At 75.2% G+C, this 14,759-nt stretch carries 18 protein-coding genes and 1 pseudogene; 8 read left to right on the top strand and 11 right to left on the bottom strand.

Annotated elements, in window-relative coordinates; genetic code table 11:
• Positions 1 to 24 precede the first annotated feature (24 nt).
• Together KUM42_RS18865 and KUM42_RS18860 are read left to right on the top strand one after the other, a co-directional pair.
• The gene (locus KUM42_RS18865; RefSeq protein ID WP_237494053.1) at positions 25 to 651 is read left to right on the top strand and encodes a TIGR03085 family metal-binding protein; all 627 of its coding nucleotides are present in this window, start codon (positions 25 to 27) and stop codon (positions 649 to 651) included.
• Positions 652 to 823: 172 nt separating this feature from the next.
• Positions 824 to 1,435: a bifunctional 2-polyprenyl-6-hydroxyphenol methylase/3-demethylubiquinol 3-O-methyltransferase UbiG gene (locus tag KUM42_RS18860; RefSeq protein ID WP_237494052.1), complete on the top strand. Its 612-nt coding sequence runs from the start codon at positions 824 to 826 to the stop codon at positions 1,433 to 1,435.
• 53 nt (positions 1,436 to 1,488) lie between these two features.
• Here KUM42_RS18860 and KUM42_RS20460 read toward each other — a convergent pair.
• The 5 genes and pseudogenes from KUM42_RS20460 to KUM42_RS18835 all read right to left on the bottom strand — a co-directional run bounded on the left by KUM42_RS20460 (position 1,489) and on the right by KUM42_RS18835 (position 5,133).
• A pseudogene (locus KUM42_RS20460) lies at positions 1,489 to 2,061 on the bottom strand (DUF4253 domain-containing protein).
• A 281-nt stretch (positions 2,062 to 2,342) separates the two neighbouring features.
• On the bottom strand, positions 2,343 to 3,137 hold the full coding sequence (hisF, locus tag KUM42_RS18850) for an imidazole glycerol phosphate synthase subunit HisF (RefSeq protein ID WP_237494051.1): 795 nt from the start codon (positions 3,135 to 3,137) through the stop codon (positions 2,343 to 2,345).
• A complete protein-coding gene (locus KUM42_RS18845) occupies positions 3,134 to 3,529 on the bottom strand; it encodes a RidA family protein (protein ID WP_237494050.1) in 396 nt (131 codons plus the stop codon). The genes hisF and KUM42_RS18845 overlap by 4 nt, the downstream gene beginning before the upstream one ends.
• Positions 3,526 to 4,257 (bottom strand): bifunctional 1-(5-phosphoribosyl)-5-((5-phosphoribosylamino)methylideneamino)imidazole-4-carboxamide isomerase/phosphoribosylanthranilate isomerase PriA, encoded by a 732-nt coding sequence (gene priA, locus KUM42_RS18840; protein ID WP_237494049.1) that lies wholly within the window; start codon positions 4,255 to 4,257, stop codon positions 3,526 to 3,528. Before priA ends, KUM42_RS18845 begins: the two co-directional genes overlap by 4 nt.
• A gap of 36 nt (positions 4,258 to 4,293) precedes the next feature.
• A complete protein-coding gene (locus tag KUM42_RS18835; protein WP_237494048.1) occupies positions 4,294 to 5,133 on the bottom strand; it encodes an AraC family transcriptional regulator in 840 nt (279 codons plus the stop codon).
• A 37-nt stretch (positions 5,134 to 5,170) separates the two neighbouring features.
• On the opposite strand from KUM42_RS18835, the gene KUM42_RS18830 reads away from it, so the two are divergent.
• From KUM42_RS18830 to KUM42_RS18820, 3 genes are read left to right on the top strand one after another with little or no spacing between them, the layout of a single operon-like run.
• Positions 5,171 to 5,719, top strand: coding sequence for a TIGR03086 family metal-binding protein (locus KUM42_RS18830; RefSeq protein ID WP_237494047.1), 549 nt, complete (start codon positions 5,171 to 5,173; stop codon positions 5,717 to 5,719).
• A gap of 30 nt (positions 5,720 to 5,749) precedes the next feature.
• Entirely contained in the window at positions 5,750 to 6,349 is a 600-nt protein-coding gene (locus KUM42_RS18825; protein WP_237494046.1) for a nitroreductase family protein, read from the top strand.
• 16 nt (positions 6,350 to 6,365) lie between these two features.
• The gene (locus KUM42_RS18820; RefSeq protein WP_237494045.1) at positions 6,366 to 7,130 is read left to right on the top strand and encodes an SDR family NAD(P)-dependent oxidoreductase; all 765 of its coding nucleotides are present in this window, start codon (positions 6,366 to 6,368) and stop codon (positions 7,128 to 7,130) included.
• 107 nt (positions 7,131 to 7,237) lie between these two features.
• On the opposite strand, the gene hisH is transcribed toward KUM42_RS18820, so the two are convergent.
• Both hisH and KUM42_RS18810 read right to left on the bottom strand, forming a co-directional pair.
• A complete protein-coding gene (gene hisH, locus KUM42_RS18815; RefSeq protein ID WP_237494044.1) occupies positions 7,238 to 7,876 on the bottom strand; it encodes an imidazole glycerol phosphate synthase subunit HisH in 639 nt (212 codons plus the stop codon).
• A 17-nt stretch (positions 7,877 to 7,893) separates the two neighbouring features.
• Positions 7,894 to 8,490, bottom strand: a complete 597-nt coding sequence (locus KUM42_RS18810) for a nucleotidyltransferase family protein (protein ID WP_237494043.1) — start codon at positions 8,488 to 8,490, stop codon at positions 7,894 to 7,896.
• Between the two features lie 123 nt (positions 8,491 to 8,613).
• Between KUM42_RS18810 and KUM42_RS18805 the strand changes: the two genes are divergently transcribed.
• Both KUM42_RS18805 and KUM42_RS18800 read left to right on the top strand, forming a co-directional pair.
• Complete coding sequence (locus KUM42_RS18805) at positions 8,614 to 10,104, top strand: SulP family inorganic anion transporter (RefSeq protein WP_237494042.1); 1,491 nt, start codon at positions 8,614 to 8,616, stop codon at positions 10,102 to 10,104.
• Entirely contained in the window at positions 10,101 to 10,451 is a 351-nt protein-coding gene (locus tag KUM42_RS18800; protein ID WP_237494041.1) for a MerR family transcriptional regulator, read from the top strand. Before KUM42_RS18805 ends, KUM42_RS18800 begins: the two co-directional genes overlap by 4 nt.
• A gap of 45 nt (positions 10,452 to 10,496) precedes the next feature.
• Here the strand turns inward: KUM42_RS18800 and KUM42_RS18795 are convergent, their stop codons facing one another.
• Genes KUM42_RS18795 through hisD form a run of 4 tightly spaced genes read right to left on the bottom strand, consistent with a single transcriptional unit; the run spans position 10,497 to position 13,681 of the window.
• Positions 10,497 to 10,676, bottom strand: coding sequence for a hypothetical protein (locus tag KUM42_RS18795; protein ID WP_237494040.1), 180 nt, complete (start codon positions 10,674 to 10,676; stop codon positions 10,497 to 10,499).
• Positions 10,673 to 11,269, bottom strand: coding sequence for an imidazoleglycerol-phosphate dehydratase HisB (gene hisB, locus KUM42_RS18790; RefSeq protein ID WP_237494039.1), 597 nt, complete (start codon positions 11,267 to 11,269; stop codon positions 10,673 to 10,675). The genes KUM42_RS18795 and hisB overlap by 4 nt, the downstream gene beginning before the upstream one ends.
• Positions 11,270 to 11,273: 4 nt before the next feature.
• A complete protein-coding gene (locus KUM42_RS18785; RefSeq protein ID WP_237494038.1) occupies positions 11,274 to 12,380 on the bottom strand; it encodes a histidinol-phosphate transaminase in 1,107 nt (368 codons plus the stop codon).
• Positions 12,377 to 13,681 carry a histidinol dehydrogenase gene (gene hisD / locus KUM42_RS18780; RefSeq protein WP_237494037.1) on the bottom strand — a complete coding sequence of 435 codons (1,305 nt, stop codon included), beginning with the start codon at positions 13,679 to 13,681 and terminating at the stop codon, positions 12,377 to 12,379. The genes KUM42_RS18785 and hisD overlap by 4 nt, the downstream gene beginning before the upstream one ends.
• Positions 13,682 to 13,763: 82 nt before the next feature.
• Here hisD and KUM42_RS18775 point away from each other — a divergent pair, with 82 nt between their 5' ends.
• Complete coding sequence (locus tag KUM42_RS18775) at positions 13,764 to 14,675, top strand: LON peptidase substrate-binding domain-containing protein (protein ID WP_237494036.1); 912 nt, start codon at positions 13,764 to 13,766, stop codon at positions 14,673 to 14,675.
• The last annotated feature ends 84 nt before the right edge of the window (positions 14,676 to 14,759 follow it).

Genomic DNA, 14,759 nt, shown 5'->3' with positions numbered 1-14,759 from the left:
CGCCGGACTGGCTAGCCTCGGGGCATGCCGACCGCCGCCCAGCCCGTGTCGCAGTCGGAGCGAGCGGCGCTGGCCGACCTGCTGGAGCAGCTGGGTCCCGACCAGCCCACCCGCTGCGAGGGCTGGACCACCCGCGACCTGGCCACCCACCTGGTGGTCCGGGACCGCCGCCCCGACACCATGCCCGGCGTCGTGCTGGGCGGCCCGTTCGCCGGGTGGACGGCGAAGGTGTCGGCCCGCACGGCACGGCGGCCGTTCGGCGAGCTGGTCGCCGAGGTGCGCTCGGGCCCGCCGGCGTGGGTGCCCACGTCCTGGCCGGCGGTGGACCGGCTGCTCAACACCGTGGAGATGGTGGTCCACCACGAGGACGTGCGGCGGGCCCAGCCGGACTGGTCGCCGCGCGAGCTGCCGACCGCGGTGCAGGACCAGCTGTGGTCCAGCGTGCCGCTGTTGGCCCGCGGCGGCGGCCTGCCGGAGACCGCCGGAGGGCTGGTCGTGCGGCGCAGCGACGTCCCGGACGGGTCGACCGGCAGCGAGCGCCGGCTGCGGAAGGGCACCCCGGCGACGATCGTGACCGGGGCGCCGCTGGAGGTGCTGCTCTGGGTGAGCGGCCGCCCCGACGTCGCCTGCGTCGACCTCGTCGTCGACTGACCCGGGGCCGGGAGACCGGCTGGGCAGCCGGACCGGGGGCGCCTACGGTCCCCCGCGTGGTGGACCCGATCTACGCCGACCAGCGGCTCGCGGACGTGTACGACCCACTGGACCCCGACCGCTCCGACCTCGACCCCTACGTGGCGCTCGTCGACGAGTCCGGGCGCGGGCGGTGCTCGACATCGGGTGCGGCACCGGCACGCTCGCCTGTCTGCTCGCCGGCCGTGGCGTCGCGGTGACGGCGCTCGACCCGGCGGCGGCGTCGATCGCGGTGGCGCGCCGCAAGGCCGGCGCCGACCTGGTCGACTGGGTGGTCGGCGACGTCGCGGCCCTGCCGGCGCTGGCCGTGGACCTGGTCACCATGACCGCGAACGTGGCCGAGGTGTTCTGCGCCGACGCCGACTGGGACGCGGTGCTGCGGGCGGCCCACGACGCCCTGCGGCCGGGCGGCCGACTCGTGTTCGAGAGCCGTGACCCGGCGCGACGGGCGTGGGAGGAGTGGGACCGGGCGCGATCTGACACGACCGCCGACGTCCCGGGGACCGGCCCGGTGCAGACGTGGGTCGACGTCCTGGACGTGCGCGGGGACCTGGTCACCTTCCGCTGGACGTTCGTCTTCGGCAGCGACGGTGCGGTGCTGACCTCGGACTCGACGCTGAGGTTCCGGAGCCGCGCCGAGCTGGTCGCGTCGGTGACCGCGGCCGGGCTGGTCGTCGAGGAGGTCCGGGACGCCCCCGACCGGCCGGGCCGCGAGCTCGTCGTCCTCGCCCGCCGCCCCGGCTGACCGCCCCGGGCACCGGGTGGCCCCGCTCGCGGGTCAGCGCCCGGCGGGCGGGATCAGTCCCACCAGAACTGCCAGGCCGGCTGGGTCAGGTGCTCGGCGAGCGCGTCGAGGGTCTCGGTCCCCTGCTCGACCGCGTCGGGGCAGTAGACGTAGGCCTCGACCGCCGCCGCGAGCGCCTGCTACGGGGTGACCGGCGGGGTGTGCACCCGCAGGGTGAGCACGTCGAGCTCCAGCGCGAGCAGCTCGGCCTGCCACGCGCCGGCCCAGCGCCGCAGCACCGTGGCGTGCTCGTGGCCCAGCACGTCGTGGTTCACCGCACCGCTCCAGCCCAGCAGCCCGGGCACGAGCCAGCCGGCCGGTGCGGGCACCAGCCACAACCGGTCGAGCCCGCCGGTGAGGGCGGGCAGCAACTCGGCCGGCTCCACCACCGCCCGCTGCACGTACGGCCCGCGGGTGACCCCGGCCGGCGCGAGCTCGGGGTCGGCCGCCCGTGCGGTGAGCCAGGCGGCGCCGTCGGAGGCCAGCGGCGGGTCCGGGGTCTCCTCCAGCGAGGCGGCCACGGTCTCCTCGGTGGACGGCCCGGCGAGCACCGGCCAGAGCCCGGTGGCCGGGTGCGCCGCACGCACGCGGCTCCACAGCTCCAGGGCGGCGGCGCCGGCCACCGGGACGGTCCAGACCGACAGGCCGGGCGCGGGCTGCACGGCGGCACCACTCCCGGGCAGCGCGACACCGGCCGCGGCCAGGGCCGCCACCGGGTCGGCGGGCGCCGGGACGACCGCCGGGGCCGGGACGGGCCGGTCGGGCGCGAACGGCGGGACGGGCAGTGGCCGGGGCGCATCGGGCCGGCGGCGGCGTCCGAGGATCACCGGGCGATCATGCCCGCCCTCGGCGGCCCGCTCCCCGGCACTCAGTCGAGCGGGCGGTCGGCCTCCTGGCGGACCGGGACGCCGGCGGCGGCCAGCCCGGCCTTGACGTCCCCGACGCGCAGCTGCCCGAAGTGGAAGACGCTGGCGGCGAGCACCGCGTCGGCGCCGGCCTCGACCGCGGGCGGGAAGTGGTCGACCGCGCCGGCTCCCCCGCTGGCGATCAGCGGCACGGTGACCTCGCGGCGCACGGCCCGGATCAGCTCGGTGTCGAAGCCGGCCCGCGTGCCGTCGGCGTCCATCGAGTTGAGCAGCACCTCGCCGACGCCGAGCGCGGCGGCCTGCACGACCCACTCGACGGCGTCCCGGCCGGTGCCCTGGCGCCCGCCGTGCGTGGTGATCTCGAAGCCGGAGTCGGTGTGCGCGCCGCCCTGGACCCGGCGGGCGTCGAGGCTCAGCACGAGCACCTGGTTGCCGAACCGGTCGGCGATCTCGGCGATGAGCTCGGGCCGGGCGACGGCGGCGGTGTTGACCGCGACCTTGTCCGCACCGGCGCGGAGCAGCTTGTCGACGTCGGCCACGCTGCGCACGCCGCCGCCGACGGTCAGCGGGATGAACACGCTCTCCGCCGTCCGCCGGACGACGTCGTAGGTGGTCTCCCGGCTGCCCGAGCTCGCGGTGATGTCGAGGAAGGTCAGCTCGTCGGCGCCCTCGGCGTCGTAGACCCGGGCCATCTCCACCGGGTCACCGGCGTCCACGAGGTCGACGAAGTTGACGCCCTTGACGACCCGACCGGCGTCGACGTCCAGGCACGGGATGACCCGCACGGACAGGCTCACGCCCCCGCCCCCCGGACCGCGTCGGCCTCGATCTCCACCAGCATCGTCGGGTCGATCAGGGCCGCCACCTGCACCATCGTCGTGGCCGGCCGGATCTCGCTGAAGACCTCGCCGTGCGCGCGCCCGACCTCCTCCCAGCGGCTGATGTCGGTCACGTAGATGCGCGTGCGCACGACGTCGCCCAGGTCGAACCCGGCGTCGGTCAGGGCCCGCGCGACCGTCTGCAGCGCCACCCGGGTCTGACCCCCGGCGTCCCCGGGGTGCGCGACGGTGCCCTCGACGGTCGCGGCCGTGCAGCCGCTCACCCAGGCCTGCTCGCCGACGGCGACGACCCGGCTGTAGCCGACGATGCCCTCCCAGGGCCCGCCCGAGCCCAGCCGCACGACGCTCACGCGAGCTCCTCGGTGACCTGCAGCGCCTCGGGCAGGGTGAACTGGCCGGCGTAGAGCGCCTTGCCGACGATCGCGCCCTCGACGCCGATGCCGGCCAGCCCGGCCAGCGCCCGGATGTCCTCCAGCGAGCTGACCCCGCCGGAGGCGATCACCGGCCGCGGGGTGGCGGCGCAGACCTCGCGCAGCAGCTCCAGGTTCGGGCCGCGCAGCGTGCCGTCCTTGGTGATGTCGGTGACCACGTAGCGGGCGCAGCCCTCGTCGTCCAGGCGGGCGAGGGTCTCGTAGAGCTCGCCGCCCTCCTTGGTCCAGCCGCGGGCGGCCAGCCGGGTGCCGCGCACGTCCAGGCCGACGGCGATGCGGTCACCGTGCTCGGCGATCGCCCGCGCGCACCACTCCGGCGACTCCAGCGCGGCGGTGCCGAGGTTGACCCGGCGGCAACCGGTGGCCAGCGCGGCGGCCAGCGACTCGTCGTCGCGGATGCCGCCGGACAGCTCCACGTCGACGTCGAGCTGCCCGACCACCTCCGCCAGCAGCTCGCGGTTCGAGCCGCGGCCGAACGCGGCGTCGAGGTCGACCAGGTGCACCCACTCGGCGCCGTCGCGCTGCCAGGCGAGGGCGGCCTCGAGGGGGTCGCCGTAGGAGGTCTCGCTCCCGGCCTCCCCCTGCACCAGGCGGACGGCGAGGCCGTCGGCGACGTCGACGGCGGGGAGCAGCTGCAGCTTCGGCACGCCACCAGCCTAGGGACTGCGTGGGGGCGGCCCGCGTCACGTCCCGGGCGCGTGCCGGTCGGCGAACTGGCGGGGCGTCATGCCGGTCACCTGGCCGAAGTCGCGGGTCAGGTGCGGCTGGTCGGCGTAGCCCAGCTGCACGGCGAGCTCGGCCAGGTCGACCGGGCCGGTCCGCAGCCGTTCGGCGGCCTCCTGCAGCCGCCGGCGCTGGATCAGCCACTTGGGCGTCAGGCCGAGCCGGCGGTGCACCAGCCGCTGCAGCGCCCGCTCGGGCAGGTCGAACTCCGCGCACACCTGGGCCACCCGGACGACGTCCCGGTCGGACTCGACGAACGCCACGACCCGGTTGACCAGCAGCCCCTCCTCGTCCACGGGCAGCAGCGGCCGCAGCGCGTCCTCGAAGGCGGCCATGGCGGCGGCGTGCGCCACCGGGTCGGACGGGGCGGGGGCCATCGCGGAGCGCACCCGGGTGACCAGCTCCTCCCCCGCGGGGCCCAGCACCTCGCGGACGTCGACGTGCCGGTCGGTGTAGCGGGTCATCGAGCCGCGGGCCAGCAGCGTCCCGGCGGCCGGTGCGCACAGCACGCCGACCGCCCACCCGGTGCCGGTCAGCGTGGTCGTCGACAGCCCGGAGACGACGCCGTAGAAGCGGGCGTAGTCGTGGGCGACCACGATCAGCGACACGGGGTACTGCAGGACCCGCTGCGGCGCCTCCTGCCCCGGCGGCAGCGACCACACCGGGATCCAGAAGCGCTGGAGGAGGTCGGCGAACTCCGGGGCGGCCGGATAGCGGTACATCACGTGGGAGGCGTCGCCGGGGTCCTTGAGGTGGGCACGCTCGACCGCGTCGGTCGAGGGGGTGCTGTCGGGTTTCATCAAGACCCAGCCTGCCGCAGGCTCCTACGTTCTGGCCGTGAACCCGACCGCGGAACTGCACGCCACAGCAGATGCTCCCCTGAGCCGGCTCCTGGACGCCGTCCCGCCGTCGGGGTGGGGCGCACCGTCACCCTGCCCGGGCTGGACCGCCGCCGACGTGGTCGCCCACCTGGTCTCGACCCAGCGGGACTTCCTGGGCACCCACGGCGTCGACCTGGGCGAGGCGCCCGACGTCGCCGCCGACCCGGCCGGCGCCTGGCGCGAGCACAGCGCCCGGGTGGCGGCCGCGCTCGCCGACGACGACGTGCCCGCCCGGGCCTTCGACGGCTTCTTCGGGCCGACCACCGTGGGCGAGGCGTTCGCCCGGTTCTACGTCTGGGACATGGTCGTGCACCGGTGGGACCTCGCCCGGGCCGTCGGTGCCGACCCCGCCCTCACCGACGCCGAGCTGGACCTCGTCGAGGCCGGCGCCGACGGCTTCGGACCGGCGCTGCACATGGAGGGCATCTGCGGCCCGGCGCTCGCGGTCCCGGACTCGGCGGCCCGCTCCACCCGCGTGCTCGCCCGGCTCGGCCGCGCCGGCTGACCCGTCGCACCCGGGTGACAGGGTGGCGGGATGGAGTTCCGGGACGTCGTCCGCCGCCGGCGGATGGTGCGCGACTACGACCCCGACCGGCCCGTGCCCGCCGAGGTGCGGGAACGGCTGCTGGAGCACGCGATCCGTGCCCCCTCGGCCGGGTTCAGCCAGGGCTGGGCGTTCCTGGTGCTGGAGACCGCCGAGGAACGCGACCGGTTCTGGGCGGCGACCACCGACGGCGGGACGCCGGACGGCTGGCTCACCCGGATGCGCCGCGCTCCCCTGCTGGTCGTCCCGCTGTCGCACAAGGCCGCCTACCTGGACCGCTACGCCGAGCCCGACAAGGGCTGGACCGACCGCGACGAGGCCCGCTGGCCGGTCCCGTACTGGGACGTCGACACCGGCATGGCCTCGCTGCTGATGCTGCTCACCGCGGTCGACGAGGGGCTGGCCGCGGCGTTCTTCGGCGTCCCGCCCGAGCGGGTCGAGGGGTTCCGGGCGGCGTTCGGCGTCCCGGGGGCCTACCGGCCGGTGGGCTGCCTGTCGATCGGCTACGCCGGCGCGGAGGACCGGAGGTCGCCCTCGCTCAAGCGCGGGCGCCGCGGTGTCGAGGAGGTCGTGCACCGCGGTCGGTGGTGACTGGTTGACTCCCCGCGTGCCCGACGAGAAGACGTCCCGAGCTGTCCTGGTCACCGGTGCCTCCCGCGGGATCGGCCGCGCCATCGCGCTGGCCTTCGCCGCACGTGGTGACCGGGTCGCGGTCCACTTCGGTGGCTCGCGGGAGCGGGCCGAGGCGGTGCTGGCCGAGCTCCCCGGCGCCGGGCACGTGCTCGTTCAGGCCGACCTCGCCGATCCCGAGGCCGTCGGGGCGATGGTCGACGAGGCGGCGGCAGGCCTGGGCGGGCTGGACGTGCTGGTCAACAACGCCGGGGTCTTCACCGCCCACCCGCCGCTGGAGACCGACTACGCCGACTGGCAGGCCGCCTGGCAGCAGACCCTGGCGGTGAACCTGCTCGGCCCGGCCAACGCCACGTTCCGGGCGCTGCCGCACCTCATCGCCGCCGGCGGCGGCGCGGTCGTGAACGTCTCCAGCCGGGGCGCGTTCCGGGGCGAGCCGAACAACCCCGCCTACGGGGCGAGCAAGGCCGGGCTCAACGCCTTCGGGCAGTCGATGGCGCTGGCACTCGCGCCGCACGGCATCTCCGTCGGGACCGTGGCGCCGGGCTTCGTGCAGACCGAGATGGCCCGCGAGGTGCTCGACGGCCCCGGCGGGGACGCCGTCCGCGCGCAGTCGCCCTACGGCCGGGTGGCGCGGCCGGAGGAGGTCGCCGCGGCGGTGCTGTGGCTGGCCTCGCCGGAGGCGGCGTTCTCCACCGGCACGATCATCGACGTCAACGGCGCCAGCTACCTGCGCAGCTGAGGCCCGCGCCGGCCGTGCCGGGGGTACAGCCACCTGGGCGACCGTCAGGCCGCGTCGGGGCACGGCGGGACGGTCGCGGAGGTGGCTGGACCTCGTGACGGAGGTCGTCAGTCCAGGGTGTTGAGCCAGTTGGTGAGCAGCTGGGCACCGGCGTCGCCGCTCTTCTCCGGGTGGAACTGGGTCGCCGACAGCGGCCCGTTCTCGACCCCGGCGACGAAGCGGTCGCCGTGCTCGGCCCAGGTGACCGCCGGCGGGGTGAGCCGTCCGGTCACACCCGGCTCGGCGAGCGGGAACCGGCGCACGCCGTAGGAGTGCACGAAGTAGAAGCGCTGGTCGTCCAGGCCCGCGAACAGCGTCGACCCGGCGGGTGCCTCGACGGTGTTCCAGCCCATGTGCGGCAGCACCGGCGACTCGAGCTTCTCCACCACGCCCGGCCACTCGCCGCAGCCCTCGGTGTCCTGGCCGTGCTCGACGCCGCGCTCGAACAGCACCTGCATGCCCACGCAGATGCCGAGCACCGGGCGCCCGCCGGCCAGCCGCCGTCCGATCACCTTCGGTCCGTCGACGGCGCGCAGCCCGTCCATGCAGGCGGCGTAGGCGCCCACACCGGGGACGACGAGGCCGTCGGCCTCCATCGCGGCGTCGGCGTCCGCGGTGACGGTGACGTCGGCACCCACGCGGGTCAGCGCACGCTCCGCCGACCGCAGGTTGCCCGATCCGTAGTCCAGCACGACGACCTTCTTCACAGCTGCCACGCTACCCATCAGCCGCGCGGGGGCCCGGGGTGTTCCCAGGGCAGGACTGTGAGCTGCGGCCACTCCGAGCGCCAGCGGGCGGCCTTGCCCTCGTAGACGTCCCGGGGGGCCGGGCCGCCGCCCGGCCGCACCACCATGCCGAACAGGTCGGCGTAGCCGTACGGCGCGTAGACCACCGGCTGCCCGTCGGCGCCGGCCGTCACCCCATAGCTGCAGCAGACCGCGGCGAAGGCGTCGATCGCCGCACGGCAGTCCCGGAACGGCGCCGCCGCCGGGACGCCGAAGCGCTCGGCGTACCAGAGGTGGACCCGGGCCTGGTTGCGGATCTCCACCGGCACCGGCAGGTCGGCGAACAGCTCCCCGCCCCGGCGGATGACGGCGTCCTCGGCCTCCCAGGAGGTGTCCGGGTCGACGTAGAAGAGGTCGGCGTCGCGGACGCCGGCACCCGGGTCACGGCCGGTGAGCCCGTTCCAGACCGACTGGAACAGCACGCCGGCGGTCAGCCACCAGTCCGACACCCCCAGGGACGGCGCCCGCTCCAGCACCGCGGCGACCGTCGGGTTGGCCAGGACCAGGTCGAGGAACCGCTGCTCGTCGGTGGGCACGCACCCGAGCCTGCCCGATGCCTGCGACGCCCCCGACGGCCGGCAACCCTCCTCTCACGTGAGGGTAGGGTCGGCGGCGAGCCCGCAGCGTCGCGGTCGGACCACCGCGACCGAACGGCCTCCATGAGCACCGCACTGCCTGCCCGACTCCCCCGCCCGGCCCTGCGCCGGCCCGCCTGGGCATCCCCGCGGGTCGCCCGCGTCGAGGTGCTCGCCGGCCTGGTCACCGCCCTCGCGCTGATCCCCGAGGTCATCTCGTTCTCGATCATCGCCGGTCTCGACCCCCGCGTCGGGCTCTTCACCTCCTTCGTGATGGCCGTGACCATCGCGTTCACCGGTGGCCGCCCGGCCATGGTGTCGGCCGCCGCCGGCGCCGTCGCGCTGGTCATCGCGCCGCTGGTCCGCGACCACGGGCTGCAGCACCTCATCGCCGCCGTGCTGCTGGGCGGGGTGTTCCAGGTGGTCCTCGGGCTGCTCGGGGTCGCGAAGGTCATGCGGTTCGTGCCGCGCAGCGTGATGGTCGGCTTCGTCAACGCGCTGGCGATCCTCATCTTCACCGCGCAGCTGCCGCAGCTCACCGACGTCCCGTGGCCGGTCTACCCGCTGGCCGCCGCCGGCCTGGCGCTGATCGTGCTGCTGCCCCGGCTGACCACCGCCGTCCCGGCGCCGCTCATCGCGATCGTGGTGCTGACCGTGGTGACCGTCGTCGCGCACGTCGACGTCCCCACCGTCGGCGACCAGGGCGAGCTGCCCGACAGCCTCCCCGGCCTGGGCCTGCCCGACGTCCCGTTCACCCTGGAGACGCTGCGCATCATCGCGCCCTACGCCCTGGCCATCGCCTTCGTCGGGCTGATGGAGTCGCTGATGACCGCCAAGCTGGTCGACGAGCTCACCGACTCCCCCTCGGACAAGACCCGCGAGTCGATCGGGCAGGGCGTCGCCAACCTGGCCGCCGGGTTCTTCGGCGGGATGGGCGGCTGCGCCATGATCGGCCAGACGATGATCAACGTCCGGGCCGGCGCCCGCACCCGGCTGTCGACCTTCCTCGCCGGCGTCTTCCTGCTGGTCCTGGTCCTGGTGCTCAGCCCGGTCGTCGCGGCCATCCCGATGGCGGCGCTGGTGGCGGTGATGGTGTTCGTCGCGCTCACCACCTTCGACTGGCACAGCCTGCGCACCGCGCGGTCGATGCCGCGCAGCGAGACCGCCGTCATGGTCGTCACCGTCGTGGTCGTGGTGGTCACCGGCAACCTGGCGATCGGCGTGGGGGTCGGTGTGGTCGTCGCCTGCGTGCTCTTCGCCCGCCGGGTGGCCCACCTGGTCACCCTCACGCCCACCGACGGCCCCGACGGCGAGCGCGTCTACGCCGTCCGCGGGGCGCTGTTCTTCGCCTCGGCCAACGAGCTGGTCGACCGCTTCGACTACGCCGGCGACCCCGACCACGTCGTCCTGGACCTCTCCGCGGCGCACGTGTGGGACGCCTCGTCGGTCGCCGTGCTCGACGCGGTGGGTCAGAAGTACGCCGCCCGCGGCAAGACCCTGGAGATCACCGGGCTCACCGACGTCACCGGCCACTACCACCAGCGGCTCGCCGGCAGGCTCGGCGGCGCGCAGTGACCACCGCCGGGCGGATGCAGATCGGTGAGGTGGCCGAGCGGATCGGGCTGTCGCTGCGCACGATCCGGTACTACGAGGAGGTCGGCCTCGCCGTCCCGTCGGCGCGCTCGGACGGCGGCTTCCGGCTCTACGTCGAGGACGACGTGGAACGGCTGCGGGTGATCATGCAGATGAAGCCGCTGGGGTTCAGCCTCGAGGAGATGCGCGAGCTGCTGGACCTGCTCGACGCCGGCCCGGGGGCCGACCCGGCCCGGCTGGCCGCCTTCCGCGAGCAGGCCGCCGAGCGGGTGGCGACGCTGCGCCGGCAGCTGCGCACCGCCGAGGACTTCGCCGCCCGCCTCGGGTGACCGTCCACGACTCGCACGTCGCTGGTGGACCGTGCGGAGAGGCCGTCAGCCCGCCAGGTAGAGGATGCCGCTGACCGTGGCCAGCAGGGCCGCGACCAGCAGGATGCCGGCGAAGACCAGCTGCGCCGTGGTGCGGCCCTTGGTGTCGGAGTCGGCCCGGAAGATGCTGAAGGCACCGCCGAGGAAGAACCCGCCGACCACCAGCAGGGCGATGCCGAAGTTCACAGCGCGCCCTTGGTGGAGGGGACGTCGGTGACCCGCGGGTCCAGCGCGACGGCGGTGCGCAGCGCCCGGGCGAGCGCCTTGAACTGGCCCTCGACGATGTGGTGGGCGTCGCGGCCGGCGTAGAGCACCCGCACGTGCAGGCTGATCTTGGCGTTGAACGCGAAGGACTCGAGCACGTGCTTGGTCAGCGACGTCGGGTAGTCCGGCCCGATCATCGGCGTCATGTTCTCGGGCTCGGCGTGCACGAAGTAGGGCCGGCCGGACAGGTCGACCGCGGCCTGCACCAGCACCTCGTCCATCGGGATGGTCGCGTCGCCGTAACGGGTGATGCCGCGCTTGTCGCCGAGGGCCTCGGCGAAGGCCTGGCCCAGCGCGATGGCGACGTCCTCGACGGTGTGGTGGGCGTCGATGTGCAGGTCGCCGTCGGCGCGCACGGTGAGGTCGATGCCACTGTGCTTGCTCAGCGCGGTGAGCATGTGGTCGTAGAACCCGACCCCGGTGGCGATGTCCGAGGTGCCCGTGCCGTCCAGGTCGACCTCGACGACGAGGGTGGTCTCCTTGGTGGCCCGCTCGATGCGTGCAGTCCTGCTCATGGCCTCAGTCTCCCAGGCGGTGGCTCGGGGCCACCTCACCCAGGGCGGTGAGGAAGGCGTCGGTCTCCTCCGGCGTGCCGGCGGTCACCCGCAGCCAGCCGGGCAGGCCGACGTCGCGGACCAGGACGCCGCGGTCGAGCAGCGCCTGCCAGGCCGCGGGGGCATCGGCGAAGTGGCCGAACAGCACGAAGTTGGCGTCGCTGGGCACGCTGGTCAGGCCGAGCAAGGGCAGTGCGGCGACGATCCGGTCGCGCTGGGCCTTCACCGCCTCGACGGTGGCCAGCAGCTCGTCGGTGTGTGCCAGCGCGGCCCGGGCGGCGGCCTGGGTGAGCGAGCTCAGGTGGTAGGGCAGGCGCACCAGCTGCACGGCCTGGACCACCGCGGGGTCGGCGGCCAGGTAGCCCAGCCGGAGCCCGGCCATGCCGAACGCCTTGCTCATCGTGCGGCTGACCACCAGGCGCGGACGCCCGGGCAGCAGCGACAGCGCGGACACGGTGCCCGTGCGGGCGAACTCGGTGTAGGCCTCGTCGACCACGAGCACGCCGTCGGTCGCGTCGTAGAGCGCGGCGATGGTGTCCAGGTCGACCGCGGTGCCGGTCGGGTTGTTCGGGCTGGTCACGAAGACGACGTCCGGGCGCACCTCGCGCACCTGGGCGACCGCCGCGGCGGTGTCGATCGTGAAGTCCGCCCGCCGGTGCCCGTCGACCCAGGCGGTGCTCGTGCTGCCGGCGATGATCGGGTGCATCGAGTAGGACGGCGTGAAGCCCAGCGCCGTGCGGTCCGCGCCGCCGAAGGTCTGCAGCAGCTGCTGGAGCACCTCGTTGGAGCCGTTGGCCGCCCACACCTGGTCGACGCCGACCTGCTCCCCGCTGGTGTGGGTCAGGTAGGTGGCGAGGTCGGTGCGCAGCGCGACTGCGTCGCGGTCGGGGTACCGGTTGAGCCCGCGGGAGGCCTCGGCCAGCGCCGTGCCGAGGTCGGCCAGCAGCCCGCCGGGCAGCGGGTAGGGGTTCTCGTTGGTGTTGAGCTGGTGTGCGACCGCCAGCTGGGGCGCCCCGTAGGCGGTCTTGCCCCGCAGCTCCGGGCGCAGCGGCAGCTCCTCCAGGCCGGTCACGGCCGCTGCCGGACGCGGACGGCGGCCGCGTGCCCGGGCAGGTCCTCGGCGTGGGCCAGGGCGTCGATGTGCCCGGCGACCTCGGCGAGGGCCTGCTCGTCGTACTCCACGAGGTGGATGCCGCGCAGGAAGGTCTGCACGCTCAGCCCGCTGGAGTGCCGGGCGCAGCCGCCGGTGGGCAGCACGTGGTTGGACCCGGCGATGTAGTCGCCCAGCGACACCGGCGCCCATGGCCCGACGAAGACCGCACCGGCGTTGCGCACCCGCATCGCCACCTCGCGCGGGTCGCGGGTCTGGATCTCCAGGTGCTCGGCGGCGTAGGCGTCGACCACGGCCAGGCCGGCGTCGAGGTCGTCGACCAGCACGATGCCGGACTGGGTGCCGTTGAGGGCGGTGGTGATCCGCTCGGTGTGCTTGGTGGCCGCGACCTGGGCGGGCACCTGCGCGAGCACGGCGTCGGCGAGCTCCTCGCTGGTGGTGACCAGGACGGCGCCGGCCAGCGGGTCGTGCTCGGCCTGGCTGATCAGGTCCGCGGCCACGTGCCCGGGGTCGGCGGTGTCGTCGGCGAGGACGGCGACCTCGGTCGGGCCGGCCTCGGAGTCGATGCCGATCAGGCCGCGCAGCAGCCGCTTGGCCGCGGTGACGTAGACGTTGCCCGGGCCGGTGACCAGGTCGACCGGCTCGCAGGCACCGGCGCCGTAGCCGAAGACGGCGATCGCCTGCGCACCGCCGACGGCGTAGACCTCGGTGACGCCGAGCAGCGCGCACGCCGCCAGGACGCCGGGGTCGGGCAGGCCGCCGTTGTCGCGCTGCGGCGGGCTGGCCACGGCGATGGACTCCACGCCGGCGATCTGGGCCGGGACGACGTTCATCACCACCGAGCTCAGCAGCGGGGCGAGGCCACCGGGCACGTACAGCCCGACGCGGCGCACCGGGAGCCAGCGCTCGGTGACGGTGCCGCCGCGGGCGACCTGGGTGGTGACGTCGGTGCGGCGCTGGTCGGAGTGCACGATCCGCACCCGGCGGATCGACTCCTCCAGCGCGGCGCGCACGGTCGGGTCGATGCCGGCCAGCGCCTCGTCGAGGGCGGCCTGGGGCACGGCCATGTCGGGGACGTCGACGCGGTCGAGGCGCGCGGTGATCTCCCGGACCGCCTCCGCACCGCGCAGCCGCACGTCCTCGCAGATCGGCCGGACCGTGGCGAGCACCGCGTCGATGTCGGTGCCGGCACGCGGCAGCAGATGGGCGAGCTCACGGGGCCCGGGCAGAGCGGACCCTCGCAGGTCGATGCGGGACAGCACGGAGCACCTCCGGGTACGGGCAGCAGAACGACCAAACGGTAGACGCCCGGTACGACGGTCCTGCTGGCCGTAGGCTCCCGGCGTGACGGCGAGCGGGAACGGTGAGGGCGCAGGCGGCCGCGAGGTCATCCCGCTCTTCCCGCTGGAGACCCCGCTGTTCCCCGGCGTGGTCCTGCCGCTGCAGATCTTCGAGCCCCGCTACCGGCGGCTCGTCGCCGACCTCACCGACCTGCCCGAGGGCCAGCCGCGCCACTTCGGGGTGGTGGCCATCCGGCAGGGCTGGGAGGTCGAGCAGGTCTCCCCCGCCGAGGCGCTGTACGACGTCGGCTGCACCGCGGTGGTGCGGGTGATCGCCCCGCAGCGCGACGGCGGGTACCAGCTGGTCGCCGTCGGCGGTGAGCGGTTCCGGCTGCTCGACGTCCTGGTGCCCTCCGGCCCCGGTGAGCCGCCCTACCTGCAGGCGCTGGTCGAGTGGCTGGGCGAGGAGGAGGCGGCCGAGGACGCCGCCGGGGACGCCGACGGGCTCACCGGCCCGGACACCGGGGCCGGGATCGTGCCGGAGGACGTGCTCAGCGAGGTGGCCCGCGGGTCGCTGGGGGTGCTCGCCGGCAACGTCCGCGAGCTGTTCGCCCGGTACGTCGCCGACGTGGCGATCCGCCAGTCGGGGGACGTCGGCGGGCTGCCGGAGGAGGTGCTCGAGGCGCTCACCCCCGACGAGCTGCTCGGCGACGACGACGAGGACGGCGGGGAGCTCGGCGGCACGGCGGCGCTGCTGCGCGAGGTCGCCGACGACGCCCGGGGGCTGTCCTACCTGGTCGCCTCCGCGGCGCTGCTGACCACCGAGGACCGGCAGGCGCTGCTGGCGGAGTCGGCCACCCGCCGCCGGCTGGCCCTGGAGTCCCGGCTGCTGCGCCGGGAGCTCACGCTGCTGCGCACGCTGGGCGCCGTCCCGGTACCGCTGCGGCAGTTCGCCACCCCGATGACCTCGAACTGAGGAGGGACCCCCTCGCCCCCACCACTCGCGGGCTCGCGGCGGGGCCCTGCGAGGGGGCCGGCAGAGGGGCCAGGGCCTCGGCTG

Origin of the sequence: Modestobacter sp. L9-4 (genome assembly GCF_019112525.1) — a bacterium.
Lineage (GTDB): Bacteria > Actinomycetota > Actinomycetes > Mycobacteriales > Geodermatophilaceae > Modestobacter.
This window is presented reverse-complemented; position numbering and strand designations above follow the sequence as displayed.

Coding starts and splice junctions, on each gene's coding strand:
- KUM42_RS18865 (WP_237494053.1), top strand. CDS start 25: ATGCCGACCGCCGCCCAGCCCGTGTCGCAGTCGGAGCGAGCGGCGCTG.
- KUM42_RS18835 (WP_237494048.1), bottom strand. CDS start 5,133: ATGAAACCCGACAGCACCCCCTCGACCGACGCGGTCGAGCGTGCCCAC.
- KUM42_RS18825 (WP_237494046.1), top strand. CDS start 5,750: ATGGAGTTCCGGGACGTCGTCCGCCGCCGGCGGATGGTGCGCGACTAC.
- KUM42_RS18805 (WP_237494042.1), top strand. CDS start 8,614: ATGAGCACCGCACTGCCTGCCCGACTCCCCCGCCCGGCCCTGCGCCGG.
- hisB (WP_237494039.1), bottom strand. CDS start 11,269: ATGAGCAGGACTGCACGCATCGAGCGGGCCACCAAGGAGACCACCCTC.